The sequence below is a fragment of the Photorhabdus sp. RM323S genome (assembly GCF_042879375.1).
Taxonomy (GTDB): domain Bacteria; phylum Pseudomonadota; class Gammaproteobacteria; order Enterobacterales; family Enterobacteriaceae; genus Photorhabdus; species Photorhabdus tasmaniensis.
In genome coordinates, this window is sequence record NZ_JBHFKZ010000001.1 from 216,697 (window position 1) to 241,052 (window position 24,356).

Below are 24,356 nucleotides of genomic sequence, written 5' to 3' on the forward strand. Positions count from 1 at the left end.
GAAATATTTTCATCAGACATGAAGTATATTGATTTATACAAATTCTTTGATATATCTAAAATGACAATATGATATAACTTTATTTTATATATATAAACTCTCAGCTTGCCATATGATATTTAAAACAATCTCATAAAAATAAATATATTTTTATATTACACAATAGGGAAAGTATATGGAGCCCTCCTGGTTTAATTTAGTACTCGATTCTTTTTGGCCTATGCTTTATGCGGGCTTTACTTTCACTATTCCGCTGACGCTTATTACCTTTACTCTTGGTATCATACTTGGGTTTATCGTTGCACTCATCCGGCTTTACGGGCCAAAACCGCTTATTGCTGTCGCTAAATTCTACGTATGGCTGATCCGTGGTACACCGTTACTTGTACAACTGTTTCTTATTTTTTATGCCTTACCCAGCGTCGGTATTACGCTGGGCGCATTTACCTCAGCCATTATTGGTTTCACTCTGAATGTTGGTGCCTATACATCTGAGGTAATTCGCGCCACTTTATTGTCTGTACCAAAAGGGCAGTGGGAAGCGGCTTATTCTATTGGTATGAGCTGGACACAATCATTACGTCGGATCATTCTGCCTCAAGCCGCGAGAATCGCTATTCCGCCACTCTCAAACACATTTATTTCACTGGTGAAAGATACTTCATTGGCCTCAGTCATTACCGTACCGGAACTTTTCCTTGCTGCGCAACGTATTGCTGCGGTGACTTATCAACCCCTCATACTTTATACCGAGGCGGCAATACTTTATCTGATAATCAGTTCAGTATTGTCATCACTACAAGCCCGTCTGGAAAAGAAGTTTTCGCAACAAAGTGATATAAAGGAATTAAAAGATGATTCAGCTCTCCGGCATTGAAAAAAGTTTTGACGGGCAAAAGGTCCTGAAAAATATCGATCTGACCATTGAGGAAGGCAGTCTTACCGCCCTGATTGGCCCATCAGGAAGTGGTAAAAGTACGCTGTTACGCTGCATCAACTTATTAGAAATTCCCCAAGCAGGTAAGCTCCAAATCGGCAATGAGAACATGACTTTCATCGGTAAAGAGCGCATTGCTCATAAGGATATACAACGGATCCGTCAGCAAACCGGCATGGTGTTTCAAAATTTTCAGCTTTTCCCTCATCTCACAGTGATTGAAAACATTATGGAAGGGCTTATTTGGGTACAGAAATGGTCGCCTGAAAAGGCTAAAAAGCGAGCACTTGAGCTACTGGAAAAGGTTGGCATGTCACACAAAGCCGATGTCTTGCCTGCCACGCTATCCGGTGGTCAGCAACAACGTGTAGCAATTGCCAGGGCGCTGGCACCTTCTCCCAAAGTGTTATTATGTGATGAGCCCACTTCCGCGCTTGATCCGGAATTATCGCTGGAAGTGGTTGCTGTATTGAAACAGTTGGCTAAAGAAGGAACGACGATGTTGATGGCGACACACGATTTACGTCTGGCAGCTAATCTTGCCTACAACGTCATATTTTTAGAATCTGGCGAAATTGTCGAATCGGGGACGTCAAAAACGATTTTTACCCGTGCCCTCAAGCCGCGGACAGTTGAATTTGTTTCCACTTTAACGAATACCTTACCGGATTGGGAGATATAACCCACCGTTAAAAACACCTTGCCGTAATTGCGCTTTGAATCCATCAAGTCAATTACGATTAAATAAATTTTCTGACAGTTTGGAGAAATAAAATGAAAGCATTCCTTACCGTATTATTGGCTGGCATCATTCAATTTGGCATTGCCTATTCTGCTAGTGCAGAGTCTGGTCTTGATAACATTAAATCAGCTGGCGTATTTAAAATCGCTACCGAAGGAACCTATCCGCCATTTACCTATCACGATGCTTCAGGAACCTTAACCGGCTTTGATGTTGATATTGGTCGTGAAATCGCACGCCGTCTGAATGTTAAAGCGGAATTCGCCGAAGGAAAATGGGATGGGCTGATTGCCGGACTTGATGCCAAACGCTATGACGCGGTAATTAATCAAGTCGCAATTACGCCAGAGCGTAAAAAGAAATATGACTTTTCCGCTCCGTATATTATCTCTAAAGCCGTACTTATCACCCGCAAAAATAATGATAGTATTAAAACGTTCAACGACCTGAAAGGTAAAACATCAAGCCACAGCTTGACCAGCAATTACGCTCAGTTAGCAAAACGTCACGGCGCAGAAATCGTCCCCACAGAAGGATTTAATCAGTCAATTGATTTGGTTGCTACAGGCAGAGCCGATGCTACTATCAACGATAATCTATCCTATCTGGATTTTAAGAAACACAAACCCAATGCACCGGTAAAAGTTGTCGCAACTGAACCCAATGGTGATCAAGTCGGTATTCTAATCCGGAAAGGCGAACCAGAACTACAAGCTGCTATCGATAAAGCGTTAGCCGATATCAAAGCGGATGGCACTTATCTACGCATTTCTACTCAATATTTCGGCACCGACGTTTCCAAGTAAGAAAATAACTGCCTCTTCTTTCAAGAGGTAGTTTTCTCTTAATTAAATTATGTTAAATTTCACCACTTGTTTACCCTCTTTACCCTTATGATACTTAACTTGATCCTTATTAGGTGGATTCAAATAATCTTGGAAAACCCAAATAGTCGTTGTGCCTGGTTCACCCTCTATTGTTATACGAATGGCCTTATTACTTTCATCTTGATTCTTAATCCATGGCACCCAAATATCACCTACCCATTCAGAATTACTGTTAACAGTATGAGTCTTATTATTACTCTCACCGACTATAATATAAATTTTCCTAGAGGCATTATTAATAACGTCCTTAATGTTAGTTATTTTAGCCATTTGAAACACCTTGTTAATTCAATATGATTCCCCTAAGACAATTAATTAAAAACCTCTATCTCACATTATCAATTCAATATCTGACTACAAATTTGCAATATCATAGATATAATTTAAGATATTTAACAAGTAATAAACTCAATATATATTCAATTTAATTTCGTTCAATAAGAATTAAAAAGGGAAATTACCGAAGAAAATCAAATCAGGAAAGGAACCATTCTTTCAACAGTCAGAGAACATGGTTTAATAAGATAATCCATTAAAATACAATAGTCCTTATTCGCAAAAACCTATAAGGACTATTTGGTTTCGAACCACATGCATCAGCCACGACCAAAACTAACACAGGACTCTTAATATATTGATTTTATTAATGAAGCCGACTCTCACCCTGCTCCGGCAAATCATCTTCATCTTGCTCATCAGGATCTTCGAAATAAGTGCCCCAACCGTCATAATTGACACCCATCTTCTGGGCCAGATTTACCAGTTGTTCAACCTGAGCATCGATCAATTCAGCATTCAGCCCACATTCGCTGATGACATCACAACACATCAGAATAGAACCATCTTCGATTTCCAATTCTTCCGCGTCAGTCACTTCATAACCCAGCTTAAAAGCTTCAACTGCCGCCTTTTCCAACAGATTAAAATCTTCCGCAGAAAAGTGATGTTCAATGGCATAAAGCGCATCTGGATCACTACCATCTTCCAGTAATTCTTCAATAATAAGGCGCGTTTCTTCGCGTTGTTCTTCTAAGTCTTTTTGATTTGCCATACCCAATACCCTCAATCAGTTGGCCGTCCCAACATTCATTCTCCCACACCACAAGCAGGCTAACCACTGTTTACATCAAAGAAATCTAATTCGGAGTTGAAATTGAATTTTTATAGATATAAATTGAATTTAAATGCAAGAAATAACTGTGGAGATATCCAACAATGAATCCATTCTATCAACGTAATTTCTTAAGGTTACTTGATTTTTCCTCAGCAGAAATCCATATCTTCCTAAAACTGGCGGCTGAATTAAAATCGACTAAAAAATCCGGCACAGAAAGAGCCTGGCTAACAGGTAAAAATATTGTGCTAATTTTTGAAAAAGACTCCACTCGCACCCGCTGTTCATTTGAAGTAGCCGCTTACGATCAGGGGGCAAATATCACCTACCTTGGCTCCAGTGGCAGCCAGATTGGTCATAAAGAATCAATTAAGGATACCGCCCGTATACTTGGCCGCATGTATGATGGCATTCAATATCGCGGCCATGCTCAGAAAGTAGTTGAAGCCCTGGCAGAATATGCAGATGTTCCTGTATGGAATGGGCTGACGGATGAATTTCACCCTACTCAGTTACTGGCAGATTTGCTGACTATTCAGGAGTATCAACCAGAGAAACCACTGTCAGAAATCAAATTCGCCTACTTGGGAGATGCCCGTAACAATATGGGTAATACCATGTTGGAAGCCGCGGCATTGACAGGCATGGATGTTCGGCTAATTGCTCCTGAACAGTACTGGCCAGATACAGTACTGGTTGCTGAATGTCAGAAACTGGCCGAAAAAACAGGCGGGAAAATTACGCTAACTGAAAATGTCTCAGAGGGAGTTAAAGACGCTGATTTTCTTTATACCGATGTCTGGGTTTCTATGGGAGAGCCAAAAGAAGTTTGGCAACAACGGGTTAACCTGTTGAAACCTTATCAAGTGAATATGGCTGTGGTGAAAATGACAGGCAACCCACAGGTAAAATTCCTGCACTGCCTGCCCGCATTCCATGATGAAGAAACGACGTTAGGCAAGCAACTCGCTGCTGAATTTAATATGTATGGGGGGCTGGAAGTCACTAATGAAGTTTTTGAGTCAAAACATAGCATTGTGTTTGATCAGGCAGAAAATCGCCTGCATACCATTAAAGCGGTAATGGTAGCAACACTGGCAAGTGATCTTAAAATCTAATGATTTATGATATCCGCAGGGCGGTACCTGTAAAGAGGTAATCCTGTCAATATCATTTTTCTTCGGCAAACGCTTGCTGTGAGATTTTTCACGAGTATAATTCGCCACAATTTGCCGGGAGAAATTATGAAAAACAGCGCCTCTTTTCATCAAGCTAAAGTGCGGGTGCAACTGCCTAAAGGCAGCCAACAATCATTATTTTTGCCGTTGCTAAACCGATCATTTACTGCCCCTCAGTGAGGGGCTTTTTTTTGCCCGGTGATCATCAAGTGATCACCGCACCCGGATGTCAGCATTAGAGGAGAGTGAAAAATGGCTAATCCGTTATATCGCAAACATATCATCTCAATAAATGATCTGAGCCGCGAAGATCTGGAATGGGTGTTGCGGACCGCTGCCACACTGAAAGCCAGACCACAACCTGAATTGCTGAAACACAAGGTTATCGCCAGCTGTTTCTTTGAAGCCTCTACCCGTACCCGCCTCTCTTTTGAAACCGCAATCCACCGCCTTGGCGCTTCCGTGGTTGGTTTCTCAGACAGCAGCAACACCTCCCTGGGTAAGAAAGGTGAAACGCTGGCAGATACTATCTCCGTTATTAGCCAATATGTTGACGCTATCGTGATGCGCCACCCGCAGGAAGGTGCCCCACGTCTGGCCTCCGAATTTTCCGGTCATACTCCGATTATCAATGCCGGTGACGGCGCTAACCAACATCCAACTCAAACCTTGCTGGATCTGTTCACTATTCAAGAAACTCAACAACGGCTGGATAGTCTGAATATCGCTATGGTTGGTGACCTGAAATATGGCCGCACAGTTCATTCACTGTCACAAGCGTTAGCAAAATTTAATGGCAACCATTTTTATTTTATCGCGCCGGAAGCATTGGCAATGCCAAACCATATTCTTCATATGCTGAATGAAAAAGGCGCAACTTACAGCCTGCATACCAATATAGAAGAAGTATTGCCGGAACTCGACATTCTTTATATGACTCGCGTGCAAAAAGAGCGCCTTGATCCATCCGAATACGCCAATGTAAAAGCGCAATTTGTTCTGCGGGCCGCTGATCTGATGGGCGCGAAAGAGAACCTCAAAATTTTGCATCCATTGCCACGTATTGATGAAATTTCTGCTGATGTGGATAAAACCCCCCATGCCTATTATTTCCAACAGGCAGAAAATGGTATTTATGCCCGTCAGGCACTATTGTCTCTCGTTCTAAATGAGTGATTAAAGAAAATCGTTATCATTTACTTTTGACATAACGCTCTATTTCTGTATGTAATTGAATAGCAGGTCTATTCATTCACCTTCGAAAGTGAACTCAGATAATAAACCAGTAAATTTAGAAGTTCAGTTAACACATATTTTACACTTCACTGGATACTGCCTCATGATAGAGGCGTATCGTCAGCGGTCAAAAATCAACCAAGGGCATTAAAACGAATAATGATTTTTCCGGGATAATTGGGATTTATTTTATTAGCTATTACGTAGTTAGATTCTTAAAACATTGTTTAGAAAAAATAGGAGTTCAATGGAATAATTCCAAGATCAATATCCCTTAGAAGGGAATGTACCAAGATATTAGGATTTCTCAGAGAACAAACCAACTCATGAATAAGGGACTGCCTTCATACTTTTATCAACGGCAGGATCAGTAATCTCTCGTTAAAGGTACACTAACAATTGCCCATAAGTTTAATTTATATGATATTTGTGGCCTTTAAAGCCACAAATCGTGGAATATACAAACTAATTCAGCCAATTACTGGGCAATGTTACTTTGAGTTTTTCCACAGAGGCGGCCCATTTCTCTGGGTTCTTTTCCTTCAATTGTCGGAGGTTAGCTTGTTTCCAACGTATAGCTGGCAGTGGATACGAATATCTTCTTCTCCCAGGTCCCACAACTTTTCGGCATAATAGTCGTAGAATGACACTGAATTACCTGCGTCTTATCTGGATAAACAGGATGGCACCACCTAAAATGGAAGATATGCCGATTCTTAACAATATATCTGGAGGATGAATACAGAAATAGTTGTCAATAAAATGTATTCATACAGAACACTATGACCCAAGATCATCAACTACAAGTCGAAGCCATTAAATGCGGTACGGTGATTGACCATATCCCAGCTCAGGTAGGTTTCAAGTTACTCTCTCTATTTAAGCTGACTGAAACCGATCAGCGCATTACCATCGGCCTGAACCTGCCTTCCAATCAGTTAGGTAAAAAAGATCTCATCAAAATCGAAAACACATTTCTAACAGAACAACAGGCTAATCAGCTTGCTATGTATGCGCCACATGCAACAGTGAACTGTATTGAAGACTATGAAGTTGTGAAGAAACTGCCAATTAACCTGCCTGAGCGTATTGATAGCGTGTTAGTCTGTCCTAATAGCAATTGCATCAGCCACAATGAGCCGGTAGAAAGTAGTTTTCGGGTCAAAGTCACATTTGAAGATGTGGTATTGACCTGCAAATACTGCGAGAAAGAATTTGATCGCAATGTGGTGATACTCAGCAAGTAAATATCTATGCCAGTTGCTGAGGCAGGTACGGGCACTATAATAGTCACCTTTGGTGAAATATTTATTCAGTTATTACATTAACAGGAGAACCTATGTCATACGAGATTAATACCGAGAAAGCCCCTGCTGCAATTGGCCCATATGTTCAGGGTGTTGATCTGGGCAGTATGGTAATCACTTCCGGTCAGATTCCAGTCAATCCAGCAACAGGAGATGTCGCAGAAGATATCGCTGCCCAAGCTCGTCAATCACTGGAAAACGTTAAAGCTATCGTTGAGAAAGCAGGTCTGACTGTCGGAGATATCGTTAAAACAACTGTTTTCGTTAAAGATCTGAATGATTTCGGCACTGTTAACGCGACTTATGAAGCATTCTTCAAAGAACACAATGCCGCTTTCCCAGCACGTTCCTGTGTTGAAGTAGCCCGTCTGCCAAAAGACGTTAAAATCGAAATCGAAGCTATCGCAGTGCGTAAATAATCCCTATTCCATTTCCTATCAACCCTTGGTCAGTTCACCCACTGACCAAGGTTTTTTTATTTTTTCCCATCTCCCAGATATAGCTTCCTGTTCTTTGTGTTAGATCAAATCAGGTCGTTATTATTTCACTTTAACTTACTACATATTGTGCTTAAATATAAAAATACAAACCATATATAGCATCACCTCTATTTAAGCTGAATATCAAAACGAGAATGGATTATATCTTTGGATAACATTCTCAAGGAGTTATAGTGTGAAAACTGTTGTGATAAAACGAGATGGTCGTCAGGTACCATTTGATGAAATCCGTATCAGAGATGCGGTAAAACAGGCTGCTTCTGCCGCTGGAGTCATAGATGATGAGTACTGTGCCCAAGTGGCATCCACAGTAACGCAATTAATGGCTGACCATAGACAAGTTGATATACGAAATATTCAGCACGCGGTAGAAAACCAATTGATGGCAGGCAACTATAAGCACCTTGCCCGCCTCTATATTGAATATCGTCATGACAGGGATCTTGCCCGGGGATCACGCAGTCGCCTTAATCAGGAAATCCGTGGTTTAGTTGAACAGAGCAACATCTCCCTGCTCAATGAGAACGCGAATAAAAACAGTAAAGTTATTCCAACCCAACGCGATCTGCTGGCAGGAATTGTTGCCAAGCATTATGCCAAACAGCACATGCTGCCGCGTGACGTGGTACTGGCTCATGAAAGAGGTGAAATCCACTATCACGATTTGGATTATTCACCCTTTTTCCCGATGTTCAACTGTATGCTGATCGACCTGAAAGGCATGTTGACCAACGGGTTCAAGATGGGTAATGCTGAAATAGAGCCACCCAAATCCATTGCAACCGCAACAGCGGTAACTGCTCAAATTATTGCCCAGGTTGCCAGCCATATTTATGGTGGTACTACGATTAACGGTATAGATGAAGTCTTAGCACCATTCGTTAAAGCCAGCTATGACAAACATTTGGCCGTTGCTAAAGAATGGGATATTGCCGATAAAGAATCTTACGCGGAAGCACGAACAGAAAAAGAGTGTTACGACGCTTTCCAGTCACTGGAATATGAAGTTAATACACTGCACACCGCCAACGGACAGACACCTTTTGTCACTTTTGGCTTTGGTCTGGGCACTTCAAAAGAGTGCCGCCTAATCCAACAATCTATTCTGCGTAACCGTATCGCCGGGTTGGGCAAGAACCACAAAACAGCGGTATTCCCCAAACTAGTATTTGCTATCCGTGATGGCCTGAATCATAAATTTGGTGACCCCAACTACGATATCAAACAACTAGCTCTAAAATGTGCCAGCAAGCGAATGTATCCTGATATTCTTAACTACGATCAGGTTGTTAAAGTCACGGGTTCCTTTAAAACCCCAATGGGTTGCCGCAGTTTCCTCAGTGTTTATGAAGAAAATGGTGAGCAAATTCATGAAGGTCGCAATAACTTGGGGGTTATCAGTTTAAACCTGCCTCGGATTGCTATCGAGGCCAAACGAGATGAAAAACATTTTTGGCGATTGCTGGATAAGCGTCTGGCACTGGCAAAACAAGCATTGCTGACCCGTATTGCCCGTCTGGAAGGTGTCAAAGCACAGGTTGCACCAATCCTTTATATGGAAGGTGCTTGCGGGATTCGCCTGCAAGCCAATGATAATATTGCTGAAATCTTTAAACATGGCCGGGCTTCTATCTCTCTGGGCTATATTGGCATTCATGAAACCATTAACGCATTGTATGGCAATCGGGCCCATCTATTTGATGACCAACAATTACGCATCAAAGCGCTCTCAATTGTTAACCATCTGCGAAAAGCCACTGATCAATGGAAAAAAGAGACAGGTTATGGTTTCAGCCTGTATAGCACACCCAGTGAAAACCTGTGTGATCGTTTCTGCCGCCTTGATGCCGCTGAATTTGGTGTTATCGAAGGAGTGACAGACAAAGGCTATTACACCAACAGTTTCCATCTTGACGTTGAAAAGAAGGTCAATCCTTACGACAAACTGGATTTTGAAGCCTCTTATCCACCACTGGCAAACGGCGGTTTTATCTGTTACGGCGAATATCCCAATCTGCAACATAATTTAAAAGCACTGGAAGATGTCTGGGATTACAGCTACTTACACACCCCCTATTATGGGACCAATACCCCCATTGACGAATGCTATGACTGCGGATTTACCGGTGAATTTTCCTGCGCCAGTAAAGGATTTACCTGCCCCCGTTGCGGCAATCATGCTTCCTCCAGGGTATCTGTAACCCGCCGCGTCTGCGGTTATCTGGGAAGCCCTGACGCCCGCCCATTCAATGCAGGCAAGCAAGAAGAGGTGAAACGCAGAGTAAAACATCTGGCAAATGGGCAATTAGATGCATTCAGGCAGGCTAAAAAATGAATTACCACCAATATTACCCAGTTGATGTGGTTAACGGTCCCGGAACCCGCTGTACGCTGTTTGTCGCAGGATGTGAGCACCAATGCCCCGGTTGCTATAACAAAAGCACCTGGCGAACAAATTCCGGCCAACTATTTACACAGGAAATGGCAGACCATATTGTCGCCGATTTACAGGATAACCGCATTAAACGGCAAGGGTTGTCCCTGTCTGGCGGCGATCCGCTTCATCCAGACAACATATCTGTGATCCTGAAACTGGTAAAACGGGTCAAGACAGAGTGCCCTGAAAAGGATATCTGGCTGTGGACTGGCTATTTGCTAAGTGAACTCAGCAAAGCCCAACAGGAAGTTGTCCGCTATATTAATGTGCTGATAGATGGCAAGTTTATCCAGAATCTTTATGATCCCGGCTTATTATGGCGCGGCAGCCGCAACCAGATTATTCATCAACTGAGATAATTTTATCGCTGCCAGCAGATTTTCTTACCAAATCCCAGCGTGTTATCAGTCATTTTTATTTCACTGAGATCCAGCTGCCAAACCGGTGTTTTAGCCGCCATCGCCACAGGAAAACGGCGGCAATAACGTGCTCTGGCCGCTTTATCCTCTTCTCCTGCCAAACAAATGACACTCCCTTTGAACTGAATACCTTTTATCTGCGCGATATTACGTATCTGCCCGGCAACAGTCCCTGCCACCTGTGAGTTTATTTGCATCATTTCACCATGACGGGTATGGGATTCAGTCATAAACCAAAAGGCTATTTTCTCGGCATCGAAAACATAGAAACAACTTGCACACCAGATATCATTTTCTGTTGTTGTGCAAAGCGTGAAGACGTGCTGTCTTGCGAGGTATTGGCGGATAATCTGAAAGTTTTCAGTGGTATTCACACTCCCTCCAATGGGAGGATTTTATTAGTCTGGAAACCCAGAACCACGCCGGGATAAACATCATCCTGCGGCGTGTTCTGACATCTCCCGACAAAGTCAGGGTTCAGTGTGTTCTACTATAAATTAGTTATAGATTTCAGCAACACCTGACAATTGGTTCTTACCGCTAGTAGATATAATGCGGAAAGAAGATGCACCAGCTTTGTCAGCTTTTTTGGACAATTCAGCACTCAAACTTTCCAAGGTATCAGCACCGGTTACAGAAACCACGCCAACCTTGGCAGATGAAGTAGTTTGAACTTCTGTTGCTGCCATACTACCAAAAGAGATAGCACTTAAAGCCAAAGCAGCAGCGATATATTTTACGTTTTTCATAACATGATCCTTGATCAATTTTTAATGGAATGAGTTACTCTCTGTGATGTGGATCATAGTATGCTCTAACGACCAGAATAAAAATTAGCAATTATTGCTATTTTATTTCAATTTTTTTGAACAAAAAATACGATATATAGGAATTTGATATGTAACTAATCTTGATAAAACTATTATATTATAATGACTTAAACTAATTTATTCAGAAAAATAATATAGAAAAAACGTCTTAATAAAAGATAAATATCAAAAATAAAAAATTAAGAAAAAGTTATATGGCTAAAAATCAATGGGTTCTTTACTTACTGAAAACAAAAGCAGGAATGCTGTACACCGGGATAACGACAGATATCAACCGCCGTTTTGCGCAACATGCAAATGGTAAAGGAGCAAAAGCACTGAGAGGGAAAGGACCATTACAGCTGGTTTTCAGCAGTTATGCCGGAGACAGATCCCGTGCCTCACAACTGGAATATCAGGTAAAGCAATTGAGTAAACAACAAAAAGAGAGGCTGGTTATTTGCCAGCCCATCTGTATAGCAAAATATTTGGCATCAATCAGAAACGGTCAAAATGGGGAGAATAAGTAACCAGCCCAGTATAATCAGCCAAGGAACTGTCAGCTAATTCATATACCTGAAAATAGGGTTCACATGTTGGCCACTTACACTGTAACTGGTGCTCACTGGCAAGCGTAAAACCAAACCGGCGATAATAGAACGGATCACCTAAAACAACGACTACGCCGTAACCAAATTCATTCAGGCTATCCAAACCTTCATAAATGAGTCTTTCACCAATCCCCTGCCGACGATATTCTTCAGCAACCGCTAACGGGGCTAAACCAACCCATTGGCGATCCTCTCCATTAATATCTACCGGACTGAATGCCACATAACCAATGACCTGACCTTCTTCATCCGTAGCAACCATACCCAACGTGAGTAATCCATCTTCCCGCAATTGCTGTACCAATTCCGCTTCTGCCGGAGTATCAAAAGATCCCCGCAGTAACTGATCTATTCCTGCTGCATCTACTGAAATTTCTACCCTGATCAACATGATAATCGCGCATGTTCTGCGCCCTCCGGTAAACTGACTTTAACAAACGCAACCAATCGCAATAAACCGGTACGAAAAACAGCAGGCATAAATTTCAGTGCTATCGCATCCATCCAATTTCTAACATACAACCCTGATTCTGGATCCTCTGCAATACACAAACGACACAGGAAAGACAAAATATCCAGCTTTTCTTTGCGGGTAGCGATTAAAATCAGACTATTGGCTTCGCCGATGAAATTAACCTCTTTCTGCTTATGCTGGCTGACAACTAAATGATTATCACGGACAGTAGTAAACCAGCGCAGATTAAGATCGCGGATTTTTCCTAACACAGCTCAAACTCCTTACTTGATAAAGTAGCATAGCTATTCAACCAGAATATATCGGTATCTCTCCGATCCTACATCAAGAATCCAATACAGAACCAGTTGTAAATTTTACCTTGCAACTATTTGGGTAATATCCGCCTATAAACTGCTCTAAATCAAAACATCTCACCATTCGGTTAATTACAATTGTTAACTATTATTACTTTATTCCAGTATTTCATATAGAACAGATTTGCCCCACAAAAAGCTTATTTATGTGGAGCATAGTTGTTGTAGATAACGGGATGGATGTCATTTATATCGGACCGACACATGACATCAAGGCCCATTATCTTTCAATCCAAAAAACCAAAAACATCAGACAAACATACATTTATGAAAGAAAATGTAAACATAAGTTGCATACTGATATTTAAATTTACACATCCTGATTATAGCGGATTGCAAATTTTTGGCTTAACGTATGACGCTGGTCGATACGTATTTCATACGGCTACCTGCTAAAAAGCACGTATAGACTTTATTAAGATTTATTTTTGGATTTATTATCCTTGGATTGGATTGTTACAAACGTATATTAGTTTAATCTTTATACAATAAATAGGAATGACGTATGGAAGGCCAAGAGATCTACTCAAAATTCATTGGTAAGAGGATAAAGCTATGGATGGATGAACGTTTCCCGCTACAAAATGCACCGCTTTTCTTTATTTTTTATATCATCAGCTATTCCGTCGCTTTTTATTCGATAGGGGAAAAACCCGTTCTGTCATGGGAAATCCTGCTCGGCTGCCTGATGGCCTTCTCCTATTTTTTACTATTACGGATATTCGATGAGCATAAGGATTATCAACTGGATTGTGAACACCACCCACAGCGGATCTTACAGCGGGGTATTATTACGCTAAAAAATCTACGGGTACTTGGTATCTGCTGTATCGCATTGCAATTGGGTGGCAGCTTATTTTTAGATCGAGGCGTCGGCTCAGTCACTTTTACCTGGCTATTAGTCTTTATCTGGACTTGCCTTATGGGGAAAGAGTTCTTTATCAGTGAATGGTTAAACCAGCACCTCACTTGGTACGCCATTTCCCATATGCTGGTAATGCCACTCATTATCTGGTGGTTAGGCAATATCGCCAGCCCTAACGTTACACTCACTTTCCCAATATGGGTTTTAATGGGATTGTGCTTTTTCTCTGGATTCAGTTTTGAAATTACACGCAAATGTAAAGGTCCAGATGAAGAGCGTCTGGAAATACCAACCTATTCATCTATTTTCGGTATAAAAGGGGCTGTCGCTATTATCGCGTCATTACTCACTGTAATGCTGGCGTTACAGATTTGGCTAATCAATATCACTACTGGTGGTATAGCGTTATGGGCGTTAATTATCCTGGTCGTTTGTTATGCATTGTGTCTATGGCAATTAGGCAAATTCCTTCATCGCCCCACCATCCAGAATCGCAAACGCGATGAAGCAGTAGTGGGAATATTTATGGTGCTGGGTTACTCAGTGTGCATTGCCAGCATCTTAATAAAGCTTGGGTTTGCTTAGGTATTAAAGGAAATAGAGTTATGTTGCAAAAAAATATCCAATCATGTGTGCTTGATGTTTCAGATAATACCACTGCTCACACAGAAAACTGTGCGCGAGGTTCTATTCTAGAATTATCACGTGACATATTCAGCATTAAACACCAAGAAGCATCTGGCGTTCGCACAGAAGCAGCCCAAGAACTATTGCCCCGCCGCCACCTCTATACATATACCGAGGAAGCCCGGCAAAAGCGCCTGGATTATCTGGCAAAACATACAGGGCATCCACTGGAACACGTAGCCGCTACCCATCTGGATGCGACGAAACTAACAAAAACCATTGAAGGATTTATTGGTTCAATAGAAATCCCTGTAGGGATCGCCGGCCCTCTCTTGATCAAGGGACAATACGCGCAAGGGGTATATTATGCCCCACTCGCCACCACAGAAGGCGCTTTAATTGCGTCGATATCCCGTGGCTCCTCTGCCATTATGCAATCAGGGGGGACGACTGCCCGGGTACTCAGCCAACGCATGATACGAGCACCTCGTTTTGAATTTTATAGCGTAGCACACAGCATCATGTTCAGTGATTGGGTTAACGAACATCTCAGCGAAATACGGCATGAAATTGGCCGCCACTCCAAACATGCGCGATTGCTGGAAATAAAGCCGCAAATCATTGGGCGCAGCGTCCATTTGCAGTTCATCTACAATACAGCGGCAGCAGCAGGCCAAAATATGACTACCGTCTGCACCTGGTATGCATGCCAATGGATCCAACAACAACTCGCCAAAATGGCGTTTATACCACTGCGCCACTTTATGATAGATGGTAATACTTCCGGCGATAAAAAAGTCTCTTATAAAACGTTTATTGAAGGACGAGGGACACGTGTCGTCGCCGAGGTTTATCTCAGTGCTGAATCCTGTCAGCAAATCCTGAAAGTCACGCCGCAACAACTTGTCACGGCTTATCATCATATCTGCGAGGGGGCTATCGCCTCAGGGATGGTCGGCGTAAATATTAATGCAGCAAACGTTATCGCCGGTATGTTTACTGCCCTCGGTCAAGACATCGCCTGTGTACATGAATCATCAGTCGCGCATTTACACATGACATTAACTGCCGATAACCGAGTCTATTGCAGTGTCACACTGCCCTCGCTAATCGTAGGAACAGTCGGTGGCGGAACCTATTTACCACACCAACGTGAATGTCTGAACATGCTGGGCTGCACCGATGAAAACGGCACTGCCCGTCTGGCTGAAATCATCGCCAGTTACTGCCTGGCTCTTGATATTTCAACACTATCAGCTGTTGCGGCGGATGAATTCGCTCAATCACATGAAAGACTTGGCCGCAACCGCCCACCCCACACTAGCAGTATTATTCCGCACACCCTACAGGAGCTTGATCTGTCATTTTTCCAGCAAGCAAACCTCAATCCTGTGTTACAGGGAACTCATCTGACCACGATCAAACCAGAATTTTCTGGCAATGATGAGCACAGCCTGCTGACACATCTGAGTTCGAATTATGCGGAACGTTTAATTGGTTTATTTCCCTTTGCGATGACGACATCCGCACAACGTACTCTGCCAGTGATGCTGAAACTGAAACCTTTGGGGAGTGAGATCGTTAAAATGGTCCTGGATATTGCCAAGCATTGTTCCCCTGAATTGTTTGCTGTTTTCCAGGATTTTGCCCACCAGCTTGAATTTCACCAGAGTCATAGCCGTGAACTGGCTATTATGAATCAGCAAAATCCACAGTTGATGCGCTATATACCCATTATCTATGGTGTGATTGAAAATGAGGCAACCGGAACTTATGCCCTGATTGAAGAATTACTCCAGGATATGGTGCTAATGAACAATATTAACCTGGAAACACCGTGGGAACAGCACCATCTTGAAACGGCTATCAGAGGGGTAGCCGATATTCACTCCATCTGGTTAGGGCGGGAAGGAGAGCTTATGTGGAAATTCCCACAACTGCAAATTCCTGACGCCGATACAGTTTCACAAATGAAGCCCCTGTGGCAAAAACTAGGTCATTTTATTCACCAAGCATTTCCAGAGTTGTTCACCGCCGAAGAACAACAAGACTTTCAGCACTGGGTAGATAACGCCGCCATCTGGTGGCAAGAAATCGAACAAATGCCCAGAACGTTGATCCACGGTGATTTCAACCCACGGAATATTGCCTTCCGGCAGCAGGAAGAAGGATTACGTTTATGCGCCTGGGATTGGGAGTTGTCTACTTTGCATCTGCCACAGCGCGACCTTGCCGAATTACTGGCCTTTAGTTTAGACCAGCATAGCGATGCGGACAGTGTGGCCTATTATATTGAACTGCACCGGGTTGAACTTGAACAAAAATCGGGAATTTCTCTCGATCCAATAAGTTGGCGACGTGGCTATGAACTCGCATTACGTGATTTATGGATGAGAAGAATACCGCTTTATATGATGGCGCATAATGTCGTTGGCTATCCATTTATGGAACGCACAATGAAAACTATCCGCTGGCTTATTTCATTAACGCGGAACTAACTAGTAACCCAAATAAATTATTTAATTTACTCTTCCTCTAAAATAAGGGTGCAGCAATAGTTTGTAATACATTCGTGTCTTATCGATTGACCTACGCCAATATTATTACGCGCAGATAGGGCCATGATATAGGCAAGGTGTACTATTGCTGCATTGGTGGAACAACATGAAATATCTCTATACTCAAGATAGCGCTATTGAATTAGCAGAACATTCCTTAGGCGGTAAAGCGGCTAATTTATTATGGCTTACGCAAAACGGTTTCCCTGTACCTGATTATTGGGTCATCAGCAGCGAAGTGCTGAACAGTTTATTAATCAACGATACGTTTGCGATTAACATTGTGGAACAATTAGCCGCCGTGCCACATGATATTAGCCAGGAAAAACTCGACGCCATCGCCGCCCCTCTGCGCCAATGGCTACAGTCGATTCCGTTGCCTGCTGAGTTAGAAGAAGAATTAACTCTCTTGTCAGAAAATTACCCGGATGCGTTTTTTGCTGTTCGCTCATCAGCTATTGGTGAAGATGCAGCCAACGCCTCCTTCGCCGGACAGATGGACAGCTATCTGTTTCAGCGTGGCAAAGCCGCCCTTGCCGACAGCTTACGCGCCGTGATGGCCTCAGCCTTTAATACCCGCGCGTTACAATATCGTTTACACAAACAGCTACCGATGGGCAATATCCGTAGCGCGGTCATCATTCAGAATATGGTTGCCGGTGAAGTTTCTGGTGTCATGTTTACGGCACATCCTGTGACCGGCAGCAGACAACATTGCCTCATCTCATCCGCCTGGGGCACAGGTGAAGGTGTGGTTTCCGGCGAATGTGATACCGATGAATTTTCCGTTCATCTCACCACGTTCGAGATCGAACGCCATATCACGCAAAAAGGGACAGCCAGTGTTTTCGATACCACCAGCGGCAGTGGTACAGTAACGATGCCCGTCGTGGAAGAAAAACAGTGGGAACCGACCTTACCCGATAGCGAAATCTATGCATTACGGGATATGGGCAAAAAAATCGCTGCGGCACGGGGATGTCCACAAGATATTGAATGGACGATTCAAAACCACCAAATCTTTATTCTACAGACCCGGCCAATCACCCGGTTGCCCCGTCAGGATGATAAAAGCGAACGCCATATTATTTTCGATAATTCCAATATTCAGGAATCTTATTGTGGAATAACAACGCCGCTGACTTTCTCTTTTGCCCGCGCAGGTTATGCCACCGTTTATGAACAGACAATACGTGCCTTAGGTTGTTCGGATAAACAAGTTAATCAGCATCGTTCCATGTTGGAAAACATGCTTGGTTTAATTAAAGGCAGGATCTATTACAACATCAACAATTGGTACAAAGGACTATTATTACTGCCCTCTTTCCAAACCAATAAAAAAGATATGGAAAGAATGATGGGACTGGAAGACCCGGTTGATTTTATTGAAGATAAAACCCCCTCACTGGGCGATAAAATAAAGAAACTGCCAAAGATGGGGTGGGCACTCCTGCGCCTGCTATATGCTTTCAGAACAATGGATCAGCGGGTAGAACTCTTCTTAGAACAGTTTAAACAGCATACCGCCGCGATAAAACGAACTGAATTGCACACCTGCAATAGCAGCCAACTGATCGAGAAATTGAAATATCTGGATGAACATCTACTACAACGCTGGACGACACCTATCCTGAATGACTTCTACGTGATGATGTTTAATGGCCGGGTACACCGGGGGCTGACCGCTGCGGGTATTGAAAACTCGTCCGCATTATTAGGCGATCTTCTCTCCGGGGATGAAGATATAGAAAGCACCCAGCCGACCAAAGTGTTGTTGAAAATGTGCCAGTACGCACGCCAGAATTCAGCATTATGCACCCTGTTAACACACGGCGATGCAGGTACCCTGTTAACTCAGGTACGCAAACTCGATACATCCTTCCACCAGCAGTGCATTGATTATATTGAAAAATATGGCGATCGCACGATGGGTGAGCTAAAGCTGGAGACCATTACGCTAAAACAAGATCCCAGTTTTCTATTCCTGATAATAAAAAACTACCTTGCGATCGATACCCTCACACCAGAAACCTTGTCCAGCCGGGAAAGAAAGTTGCGTACTCAGGCTGAAAACACGGCATTTCAGCAAATACGCGAGCAACTTGGCTCCAGGCGTATGGAAGCCTTCAAAAAAAATCTGCATAAATTACGTCAGGCGATACGTCACCGGGAGAATATGCGCTTCACCCGAACCCGGATGTTTGGGCTATACCGGGATATTTTCATACAGCTCGGCCAGGCATATGCATTAGAAGGGCTGCTCGCAGAACCCCGCGATATTTTCTACCTGACGTTAGAGGAGATTTACAGCGGTTATGAAGGAACAGCAGTACAGACCCAGCTTAAGCCTTTAGTCGCTATACGCAAACAAGAATACACCCGCTACGAAACAGAAGACGAGCCTGCTCACCACTTCTTTATCAGAGGCTCACTGTATCAACAGCAAGATTACAGCTATCCATATCAAAAACAGCAGGCACCCACCGATAGCGGGATGCTACAGGGCATTGGCTGTTATCCAGGGGTGGTTGAAACAACCATCCGCTTAATTAAAAACCCACAGGATGAGATGTCATTGGCAGGGCAAATTCTGTGTACCGTTCGAACCGATCCCGGTTGGGCACCACTATTCCCTACCGCAGGCGGGTTATTGATCGAACGCGGTTCCACCCTCTCACATTCTGCCGTTGTCGCTCGTGAACTGGGGATCCCCGCCATTGTCGGCATTCCCGCGATCACCCAAATTTTAAAAGATGGCGATAGGGTACGTATGGATGGTGCAACCGGGAGTGTTGTCCGCTTGCACGACACCACGACAGAAGAATTACCTGCAAGGAGCGAACATGTCTGATCTCTTCATGGGCGAATGGTCCCCGGCCAACCCACTGCCTGAAAGTTTTCTCGATCTTCCGGCAACAATCTACCGTGACTGGCCGCTCTGGCCTGGCGAAGATCGGGAGAAGGTGCAACAACAGTTCAGTCTGGAAAATCCCTGGTTTAATCACAGCAAAGCCTGGATTGGCTGTATTCCGGGGAAAACCCGTCTTGCCGGTTTTTTAGTGCCCCATGCCGTTGATGGTCAATCCGCCGCATTTTTCGGTTTTTGGGAAACCGATAATGATATGGCAAGCAACACCATGCTGTTTAGCGCTCTGGAACAGTGGGCTAAGAAAAATGGCGCACACAATCTCTACGGGCCGATTAACTTCTCGACCTTCGGGCATTACCGCGTCCGGCTTGATCATTTTGATGTCCCCCCTTTTGAGCATGAACCTTACAACCCGCCTTATTACTCCCTATTGTTAGAAGGATTAAGGTTTATTAATCGTTACCGCTACACCTCGATATTCGACGATACTCAGGCAGTAGCAAACAATTTTCGGCTGGACTATCAGCGCGGACAAAAGCTCCCTGATACTCAGGCGACATTACTGCCGCTAACGCCGGAATTATGGATGCAGGAACAGGTTAGATTATATTCCTTCATTGATTCGGTCTTCGGCGAGAATTTCGCTTACACCACACCGTCATGGACAACATTTCAACAATATTGCGGTGAGGAGTTTATTAAACCTTTTTGCCATTACCCTGCATCATTCCTGGCTAAAACCGACAGCGGTGAAATTGCCGGGTTAATTCTTAGCTTATCCGTGAGCCAAAACGGTCAGCCCGCTATAGGCTTGTTGAAAACCGTCGCAGTCGCGCCGCAATACCGGGGAAGTCGGCTATATCACGCGCTGTATCACTCATATCAGCAAAGTGCCAGCCGCATTCATCCCTACCTGGGGGGTGCCCTGATGCGTGAAGATAATAAATCGTTAAAGACCGCAGAACGGCTTTTCAATACCCCCGCTGCCGCCAGACACCAATATGCGCTTTATTACAGGAGGCTCGCATGACAAATATTTGTCAGCCAATTGTCGATGCGGCCCAAAAACACCCTGAGCATTTAGCCCTGCAAGCACCACACGGCAGTAGTTTGAGTTTTCGGGAGTTTTTTTCTCACGCATCCCACTTCCAGCATCTATTAACCCAAGCCGGGTTCGTGGCCGGCGATCGCTTGTTAGTGATTGTTCAGCCAGGCTTAGTACTTTACCCATTGCTTATCGCCATTCTGGGATTGGGGCTGGTTCCGGTTATGCTTGAGCGGGGACTTTCCAGAAAACAACTCCGGGAGACGCTACGGCACAGTAAATTATCGGCGGTTATCAGCCAGCCTGCGTTAGGAAAATTCTGGTTTCTGATCCCCGAACTGTGGCGACTGCGCCGTTTTGTTATTGGACAGCCTATCTGGGGCATGAAAGTACTGAAAGCGCCCAGCCAACATTTACCAATGGATAACTTTATCTGCCGGGACTTACCACCGGATACAACGGGATTAATTACTTTTACCTCGGGTTCTACCGGTATACCTAAAGGTGCAAACCGCACTCACGACAGCCTGTTAGCACAACTTTATGCGATAAAAGCGCTTTTTCCTGAGGAAAAAAGCGAGATCGACCTGCACAGTTTCCCCGTCATGGTGCTGCATTCATTGTGCTGCGGCAACAGCAGTATTCTGCCTGATTTTGACTTTGCCCATCCTGCAACTGTTGATGCGCAGAAAATCATTGGGCAGTTGCAAAATGGGGGCATCACCTGCCTCAGCGGTGCACCGGCTTATATGAACAAAGTCACTGGTTATGCCAGAAACAAGAGCTTGTCATTCCCCAATGTACGCACTGTCATCGTGGGCGGCGCGCCTGCCAATAAGGAGCTGCTTGAAAACTGCCAGGCAGTCTTCCCACATGCTCTGCGTCTGGTGGTCTATGGCTCCACCGAGGTCGAACCGATCAGTACGGTCGAAATGACAACACAATTAAATCACTGGGCAACACATGATGGTTATCTGGTCGGGAAACCCGTCGCACAAGCGGAAATATGTATCAGGAAGATAACCGCTGATCCCCAACAAATTACCCCGCTGGCTACCGGTGATATAGGTGAAATTCTGGTTGCCGGGCCTCATGTGCTCAAAGACTATATTGATAATCCTCAAGCAACAAAAGAAAACAAACTCCCACGTAAACAGGGAGGGATCTGGCACTGTACCGGTGATGTTGGCTACCTAGATACCGCAGGACAGCTCTGGTTGCTTGGACGGGTAAAAGACAAGGTGCTGTTAGATGATGGACGCATCATCCATCCCTATGTGGTGGAAAAAAGGATCAATGAACTGTCAAACGTCGCACGGAGCGCATTCGTGTTGCATCCTTTAGGTGGAACCGCTCTGATATTGGAAAGCACCACTCTGCCGACTGGTTTATCCGCCATCTTAGACGAACTGGATCTCACTCTGGTCACACGGATTTATTATGCCAATCCGATTCCCGTCGACATTCGCCATAACAGCAAAATCAACCGTATAGCACTGATAAATATGCTCAGGAAAGGCCAATTACCCTCCTTTCCATACAAGGAAAAATTATGAACAGTAACCATTTCATCATCCAGCTAAACAGAGCGGACTATATCACTATTGGTGGAGCGGTATTTAGCGCGCTCTCCGTGGCAGCCGCATTACAGCATTGGTATTATCTGGCCATTGCGTTCTTATATCTTGCCATGCTTGGCGACGCACTCGATGGTATTCTGGCTAGGAACTTAGATATTGTCCGCCCTTTTGGCCGTTATCTTGATGGATTTATGGATCAACTTATTTACCTGATCTCACCATCCATCATCCTATACCTTTCCGGTTATCAATCCTGGTATTCGCTGTTTATTATCTTAATGATAATCAGCGGTTGTCTGCGGTTATCCGTATTTAACGAAGTCGGAAATATTCAGGATGAAGATCGACTCTCCTACCTTGGAATGCCCGTATTCTGGAGCTTATTTATTGTCAGTGGTTACGCTTTGGTCGGTTTGGTGGCAACGCCGGGGTTGACCCATCTTTTACTGACATTAGTGCTTCTTGCATTCAGTATTGCCATGCTATGGGATCGCCCGTTTTATAAATTCAAACATCTCAGTACTATCGTCAGTACAACACTTGCAGGGTTTGTTTTATTTACAGGTCTTCATTTCTGGAGTCTCTATGTTCAATAGTTTTTATCACGCGGGGATTTTACTTATCCCGGTTATCCTTGGTGGTTGTTTACACATGGTGATTGTTACAAAAAACTATTTTTCCTTCTGGGCTATCCCGGTACACCAACGTTATTTCGGCTACAACAAAACCTGGCGTGGTTTTATTGCTGTACCCATTATTACCGCGCTATTTTCACCGCTGTGGTTAATACTCTGTACCGAAACACAGGACACCATTATTCCACGGACTCTTGCCTCCTGCTTATTTACCGGGTTCATAGCGGGTTTCGGCTATGTTCTTTTCGAATTGCCAAACTCCTGGTTGAAAAGGAGACTCGGCGCACCACCGGGACAACATCCGAAGCAAAATAAGCAGCTGTTTATTTTATTCGATCAGCTCGATTCTGCTATTGGCATCACAATCGCGTATTCCATTTGTCTTAATCTGACTTATATTGATGCACTTTTCGTTTTCCTCTGGTTTTTAATCAGCGCTTTTATCGTTAAAAATATGCTGTTTTTACTTTCGCTGAAAAAAACGAGATTCTAGGCGGGAATACCGCAGCAAAATGGCTTCCTTTTGGAAGCCATTTTAGGGCAATACCAAATAAGTATGCCTCTACGTGTTATCACCAACGAAACACACATTTTACAACATCTACTTTTTTTAGACCTGCCTTTTCCCGCCATTCAGTGAGTTGCTCTAGCAACTCATATTCTTCTGTAGCCTCAGCATAGGCTTGCAGAGCTTCCGGTGTATTAAGAAGACGTTTTCTCATTTTCGCATGTGAGATAGGAGTTACTTTAGCCATGAGTCATATCTTCCAGTCGTTTCAGTGCTAACAATACCTTGACGACATCAAATCCCCGACCAAAACAACAGAACATCACATCTTTTACCTTATTAACAATTCATTAACTATTAATTCCAGCTTATGACATCGAGCTATCATGGTGCCATAACTTGATTAAAGCAATCTTACTTAAATCAAACTTTTTGAAATAAATTAAATCATTATGTTACTTAAACACCGATAAAATTCACACCAGTGACTGTTTTGAAGTGAGATTTACATATCTTTAAAATATCAATCTTGATATTTATTAAATCAACATATAAATTCGCATTAACCTTTGATCACAAAAGAGGCGATCGTGCTTTGCCTCATTTATCCCTAAACCGGGTGATCCAAATATTCTCCGGGGGTTGGAAGGTCATGAATGCT

General features: G+C 43.5%; 24 protein-coding genes. 17 read left to right on the forward strand and 7 right to left on the reverse strand.

Translation table 11 applies throughout. The annotated features are described in order from the left end of the window. The first annotated feature begins 175 nt into the window (after positions 1-175). The 3 genes from ACGF7G_RS00885 (at position 176) to ACGF7G_RS00895 (ending at position 2,485) form a co-directional block, all read left to right on the forward strand. The gene (locus ACGF7G_RS00885) at positions 176-877 is read left to right on the forward strand and encodes an amino acid ABC transporter permease (RefSeq protein WP_133813783.1); all 702 of its coding nucleotides are present in this window, start codon (positions 176-178) and stop codon (positions 875-877) included. Next, positions 855-1,619 carry an amino acid ABC transporter ATP-binding protein gene (locus tag ACGF7G_RS00890; protein ID WP_133813784.1) on the forward strand — a complete coding sequence of 255 codons (765 nt, stop codon included), beginning with the start codon at positions 855-857 and terminating at the stop codon, positions 1,617-1,619. Before ACGF7G_RS00885 ends, ACGF7G_RS00890 begins: the two co-directional genes overlap by 23 nt. Before the next feature lie 92 nt (positions 1,620-1,711). Then, positions 1,712-2,485 carry an amino acid ABC transporter substrate-binding protein gene (locus ACGF7G_RS00895; protein WP_387462914.1) on the forward strand — a complete coding sequence of 258 codons (774 nt, stop codon included), beginning with the start codon at positions 1,712-1,714 and terminating at the stop codon, positions 2,483-2,485. Between the two features lie 42 nt (positions 2,486-2,527). On the opposite strand, the gene ACGF7G_RS00900 is transcribed toward ACGF7G_RS00895, so the two are convergent. Continuing rightward, positions 2,528-2,836: a hypothetical protein gene (locus tag ACGF7G_RS00900; RefSeq protein ID WP_387462916.1), complete on the reverse strand. Its 309-nt coding sequence runs from the start codon at positions 2,834-2,836 to the stop codon at positions 2,528-2,530. Positions 2,837-3,209: 373 nt separating this feature from the next. Continuing rightward, positions 3,210-3,617 carry a ribonuclease E inhibitor RraB gene (gene rraB, locus ACGF7G_RS00905; RefSeq protein ID WP_387462917.1) on the reverse strand — a complete coding sequence of 136 codons (408 nt, stop codon included), beginning with the start codon at positions 3,615-3,617 and terminating at the stop codon, positions 3,210-3,212. Positions 3,618-3,781: 164 nt separating this feature from the next. On the opposite strand from rraB, the gene argF reads away from it, so the two are divergent. The 6 genes from argF to nrdG all read left to right on the forward strand — a co-directional run bounded on the left by argF (position 3,782) and on the right by nrdG (position 10,697). Further along, positions 3,782-4,798: an ornithine carbamoyltransferase gene (gene argF / locus ACGF7G_RS00910; protein ID WP_387462918.1), complete on the forward strand. Its 1,017-nt coding sequence runs from the start codon at positions 3,782-3,784 to the stop codon at positions 4,796-4,798. A gap of 312 nt (positions 4,799-5,110) precedes the next feature. Continuing rightward, positions 5,111-6,034: an aspartate carbamoyltransferase gene (pyrB, locus tag ACGF7G_RS00915; protein WP_133813790.1), complete on the forward strand. Its 924-nt coding sequence runs from the start codon at positions 5,111-5,113 to the stop codon at positions 6,032-6,034. A gap of 842 nt (positions 6,035-6,876) precedes the next feature. After that, positions 6,877-7,341 carry an aspartate carbamoyltransferase regulatory subunit gene (gene pyrI, locus ACGF7G_RS00920; RefSeq protein ID WP_387462921.1) on the forward strand — a complete coding sequence of 155 codons (465 nt, stop codon included), beginning with the start codon at positions 6,877-6,879 and terminating at the stop codon, positions 7,339-7,341. Positions 7,342-7,433: 92 nt separating this feature from the next. Beyond that, positions 7,434-7,820 carry a 2-iminobutanoate/2-iminopropanoate deaminase gene (ridA, locus tag ACGF7G_RS00925; protein WP_133813792.1) on the forward strand — a complete coding sequence of 129 codons (387 nt, stop codon included), beginning with the start codon at positions 7,434-7,436 and terminating at the stop codon, positions 7,818-7,820. Positions 7,821-8,076: 256 nt separating this feature from the next. Next, on the forward strand, positions 8,077-10,236 hold the full coding sequence (gene nrdD, locus ACGF7G_RS00930; protein ID WP_387462923.1) for an anaerobic ribonucleoside-triphosphate reductase: 2,160 nt from the start codon (positions 8,077-8,079) through the stop codon (positions 10,234-10,236). Beyond that, a complete protein-coding gene (gene nrdG / locus ACGF7G_RS00935) occupies positions 10,233-10,697 on the forward strand; it encodes an anaerobic ribonucleoside-triphosphate reductase-activating protein (RefSeq protein WP_387462925.1) in 465 nt (154 codons plus the stop codon). Before nrdD ends, nrdG begins: the two co-directional genes overlap by 4 nt. Positions 10,698-10,699: 2 nt before the next feature. On the opposite strand, the gene ACGF7G_RS00940 is transcribed toward nrdG, so the two are convergent. Next, complete coding sequence (locus tag ACGF7G_RS00940) at positions 10,700-11,131, reverse strand: YhbP family protein (RefSeq protein ID WP_133813795.1); 432 nt, start codon at positions 11,129-11,131, stop codon at positions 10,700-10,702. A gap of 123 nt (positions 11,132-11,254) precedes the next feature. Next, complete coding sequence (locus tag ACGF7G_RS00945) at positions 11,255-11,506, reverse strand: DUF1471 domain-containing protein (protein ID WP_387462927.1); 252 nt, start codon at positions 11,504-11,506, stop codon at positions 11,255-11,257. A gap of 275 nt (positions 11,507-11,781) precedes the next feature. Here ACGF7G_RS00945 and ACGF7G_RS00950 point away from each other — a divergent pair, with 275 nt between their 5' ends. Further along, on the forward strand, positions 11,782-12,096 hold the full coding sequence (locus tag ACGF7G_RS00950; RefSeq protein ID WP_387462929.1) for a GIY-YIG nuclease family protein: 315 nt from the start codon (positions 11,782-11,784) through the stop codon (positions 12,094-12,096). Here ACGF7G_RS00950 and ACGF7G_RS00955 read toward each other — a convergent pair. Then, positions 12,065-12,568, reverse strand: coding sequence for a GNAT family N-acetyltransferase (locus ACGF7G_RS00955; RefSeq protein WP_387462930.1), 504 nt, complete (start codon positions 12,566-12,568; stop codon positions 12,065-12,067). The two genes, ACGF7G_RS00950 and ACGF7G_RS00955, sit on opposite strands and share 32 nt — an antisense overlap. Continuing rightward, positions 12,562-12,903, reverse strand: coding sequence for a hypothetical protein (locus ACGF7G_RS00960; protein ID WP_387462932.1), 342 nt, complete (start codon positions 12,901-12,903; stop codon positions 12,562-12,564). The genes ACGF7G_RS00955 and ACGF7G_RS00960 overlap by 7 nt, the downstream gene beginning before the upstream one ends. Positions 12,904-13,513: 610 nt before the next feature. On the opposite strand from ACGF7G_RS00960, the gene ACGF7G_RS00965 reads away from it, so the two are divergent. The 7 genes from ACGF7G_RS00965 (at position 13,514) to ACGF7G_RS00995 (ending at position 23,680) form a co-directional block, all read left to right on the forward strand. After that, positions 13,514-14,458: a prenyltransferase gene (locus ACGF7G_RS00965; RefSeq protein ID WP_387462933.1), complete on the forward strand. Its 945-nt coding sequence runs from the start codon at positions 13,514-13,516 to the stop codon at positions 14,456-14,458. A 20-nt stretch (positions 14,459-14,478) separates the two neighbouring features. Next, entirely contained in the window at positions 14,479-16,998 is a 2,520-nt protein-coding gene (locus ACGF7G_RS00970; protein WP_387462935.1) for a phosphotransferase, read from the forward strand. A gap of 166 nt (positions 16,999-17,164) precedes the next feature. After that, a complete protein-coding gene (locus tag ACGF7G_RS00975) occupies positions 17,165-19,909 on the forward strand; it encodes a phosphoenolpyruvate synthase (protein WP_387462937.1) in 2,745 nt (914 codons plus the stop codon). Beyond that, positions 19,902-20,957 (forward strand): hypothetical protein, encoded by a 1,056-nt coding sequence (locus ACGF7G_RS00980; protein WP_387462939.1) that lies wholly within the window; start codon positions 19,902-19,904, stop codon positions 20,955-20,957. The genes ACGF7G_RS00975 and ACGF7G_RS00980 overlap by 8 nt, the downstream gene beginning before the upstream one ends. Further along, positions 20,954-22,528 carry a fatty acid CoA ligase family protein gene (locus tag ACGF7G_RS00985; RefSeq protein ID WP_387462941.1) on the forward strand — a complete coding sequence of 525 codons (1,575 nt, stop codon included), beginning with the start codon at positions 20,954-20,956 and terminating at the stop codon, positions 22,526-22,528. The genes ACGF7G_RS00980 and ACGF7G_RS00985 overlap by 4 nt, the downstream gene beginning before the upstream one ends. Continuing rightward, on the forward strand, positions 22,525-23,148 hold the full coding sequence (locus tag ACGF7G_RS00990) for a CDP-alcohol phosphatidyltransferase family protein (RefSeq protein WP_387462943.1): 624 nt from the start codon (positions 22,525-22,527) through the stop codon (positions 23,146-23,148). Before ACGF7G_RS00985 ends, ACGF7G_RS00990 begins: the two co-directional genes overlap by 4 nt. Continuing rightward, complete coding sequence (locus tag ACGF7G_RS00995; RefSeq protein ID WP_387462945.1) at positions 23,138-23,680, forward strand: CDP-archaeol synthase; 543 nt, start codon at positions 23,138-23,140, stop codon at positions 23,678-23,680. The genes ACGF7G_RS00990 and ACGF7G_RS00995 overlap by 11 nt, the downstream gene beginning before the upstream one ends. Positions 23,681-23,759: 79 nt before the next feature. Here ACGF7G_RS00995 and ACGF7G_RS01000 read toward each other — a convergent pair whose 3' ends face one another. Next, positions 23,760-23,942: a hypothetical protein gene (locus ACGF7G_RS01000; RefSeq protein WP_387462947.1), complete on the reverse strand. Its 183-nt coding sequence runs from the start codon at positions 23,940-23,942 to the stop codon at positions 23,760-23,762. Between the last annotated feature and the right edge of the window lie 414 nt (positions 23,943-24,356).

Coding starts and splice junctions, on each gene's coding strand:
- ACGF7G_RS00890 (WP_133813784.1), top strand. CDS start 855: ATGATTCAGCTCTCCGGCATTGAAAAAAGTTTTGACGGGCAAAAGGTC.
- ACGF7G_RS00985 (WP_387462941.1), top strand. CDS start 20,954: ATGACAAATATTTGTCAGCCAATTGTCGATGCGGCCCAAAAACACCCT.
- ACGF7G_RS00980 (WP_387462939.1), top strand. CDS start 19,902: ATGTCTGATCTCTTCATGGGCGAATGGTCCCCGGCCAACCCACTGCCT.
- ACGF7G_RS00885 (WP_133813783.1), top strand. CDS start 176: ATGGAGCCCTCCTGGTTTAATTTAGTACTCGATTCTTTTTGGCCTATG.
- ACGF7G_RS00990 (WP_387462943.1), top strand. CDS start 22,525: ATGAACAGTAACCATTTCATCATCCAGCTAAACAGAGCGGACTATATC.
- ACGF7G_RS00945 (WP_387462927.1), bottom strand. CDS start 11,506: ATGAAAAACGTAAAATATATCGCTGCTGCTTTGGCTTTAAGTGCTATC.
- ACGF7G_RS00995 (WP_387462945.1), top strand. CDS start 23,138: ATGTTCAATAGTTTTTATCACGCGGGGATTTTACTTATCCCGGTTATC.
- ACGF7G_RS00965 (WP_387462933.1), top strand. CDS start 13,514: ATGGAAGGCCAAGAGATCTACTCAAAATTCATTGGTAAGAGGATAAAG.
- ACGF7G_RS00955 (WP_387462930.1), bottom strand. CDS start 12,568: ATGTTGATCAGGGTAGAAATTTCAGTAGATGCAGCAGGAATAGATCAG.
- ACGF7G_RS00895 (WP_387462914.1), top strand. CDS start 1,712: ATGAAAGCATTCCTTACCGTATTATTGGCTGGCATCATTCAATTTGGC.
- ACGF7G_RS00975 (WP_387462937.1), top strand. CDS start 17,165: ATGAAATATCTCTATACTCAAGATAGCGCTATTGAATTAGCAGAACAT.
- ridA (WP_133813792.1), top strand. CDS start 7,434: ATGTCATACGAGATTAATACCGAGAAAGCCCCTGCTGCAATTGGCCCA.
- ACGF7G_RS01000 (WP_387462947.1), bottom strand. CDS start 23,942: ATGGCTAAAGTAACTCCTATCTCACATGCGAAAATGAGAAAACGTCTT.
- argF (WP_387462918.1), top strand. CDS start 3,782: ATGAATCCATTCTATCAACGTAATTTCTTAAGGTTACTTGATTTTTCC.
- ACGF7G_RS00970 (WP_387462935.1), top strand. CDS start 14,479: ATGTTGCAAAAAAATATCCAATCATGTGTGCTTGATGTTTCAGATAAT.
- nrdG (WP_387462925.1), top strand. CDS start 10,233: ATGAATTACCACCAATATTACCCAGTTGATGTGGTTAACGGTCCCGGA.
- rraB (WP_387462917.1), bottom strand. CDS start 3,617: ATGGCAAATCAAAAAGACTTAGAAGAACAACGCGAAGAAACGCGCCTT.
- ACGF7G_RS00900 (WP_387462916.1), bottom strand. CDS start 2,836: ATGGCTAAAATAACTAACATTAAGGACGTTATTAATAATGCCTCTAGG.
- pyrI (WP_387462921.1), top strand. CDS start 6,877: ATGACCCAAGATCATCAACTACAAGTCGAAGCCATTAAATGCGGTACG.
- ACGF7G_RS00950 (WP_387462929.1), top strand. CDS start 11,782: ATGGCTAAAAATCAATGGGTTCTTTACTTACTGAAAACAAAAGCAGGA.
- pyrB (WP_133813790.1), top strand. CDS start 5,111: ATGGCTAATCCGTTATATCGCAAACATATCATCTCAATAAATGATCTG.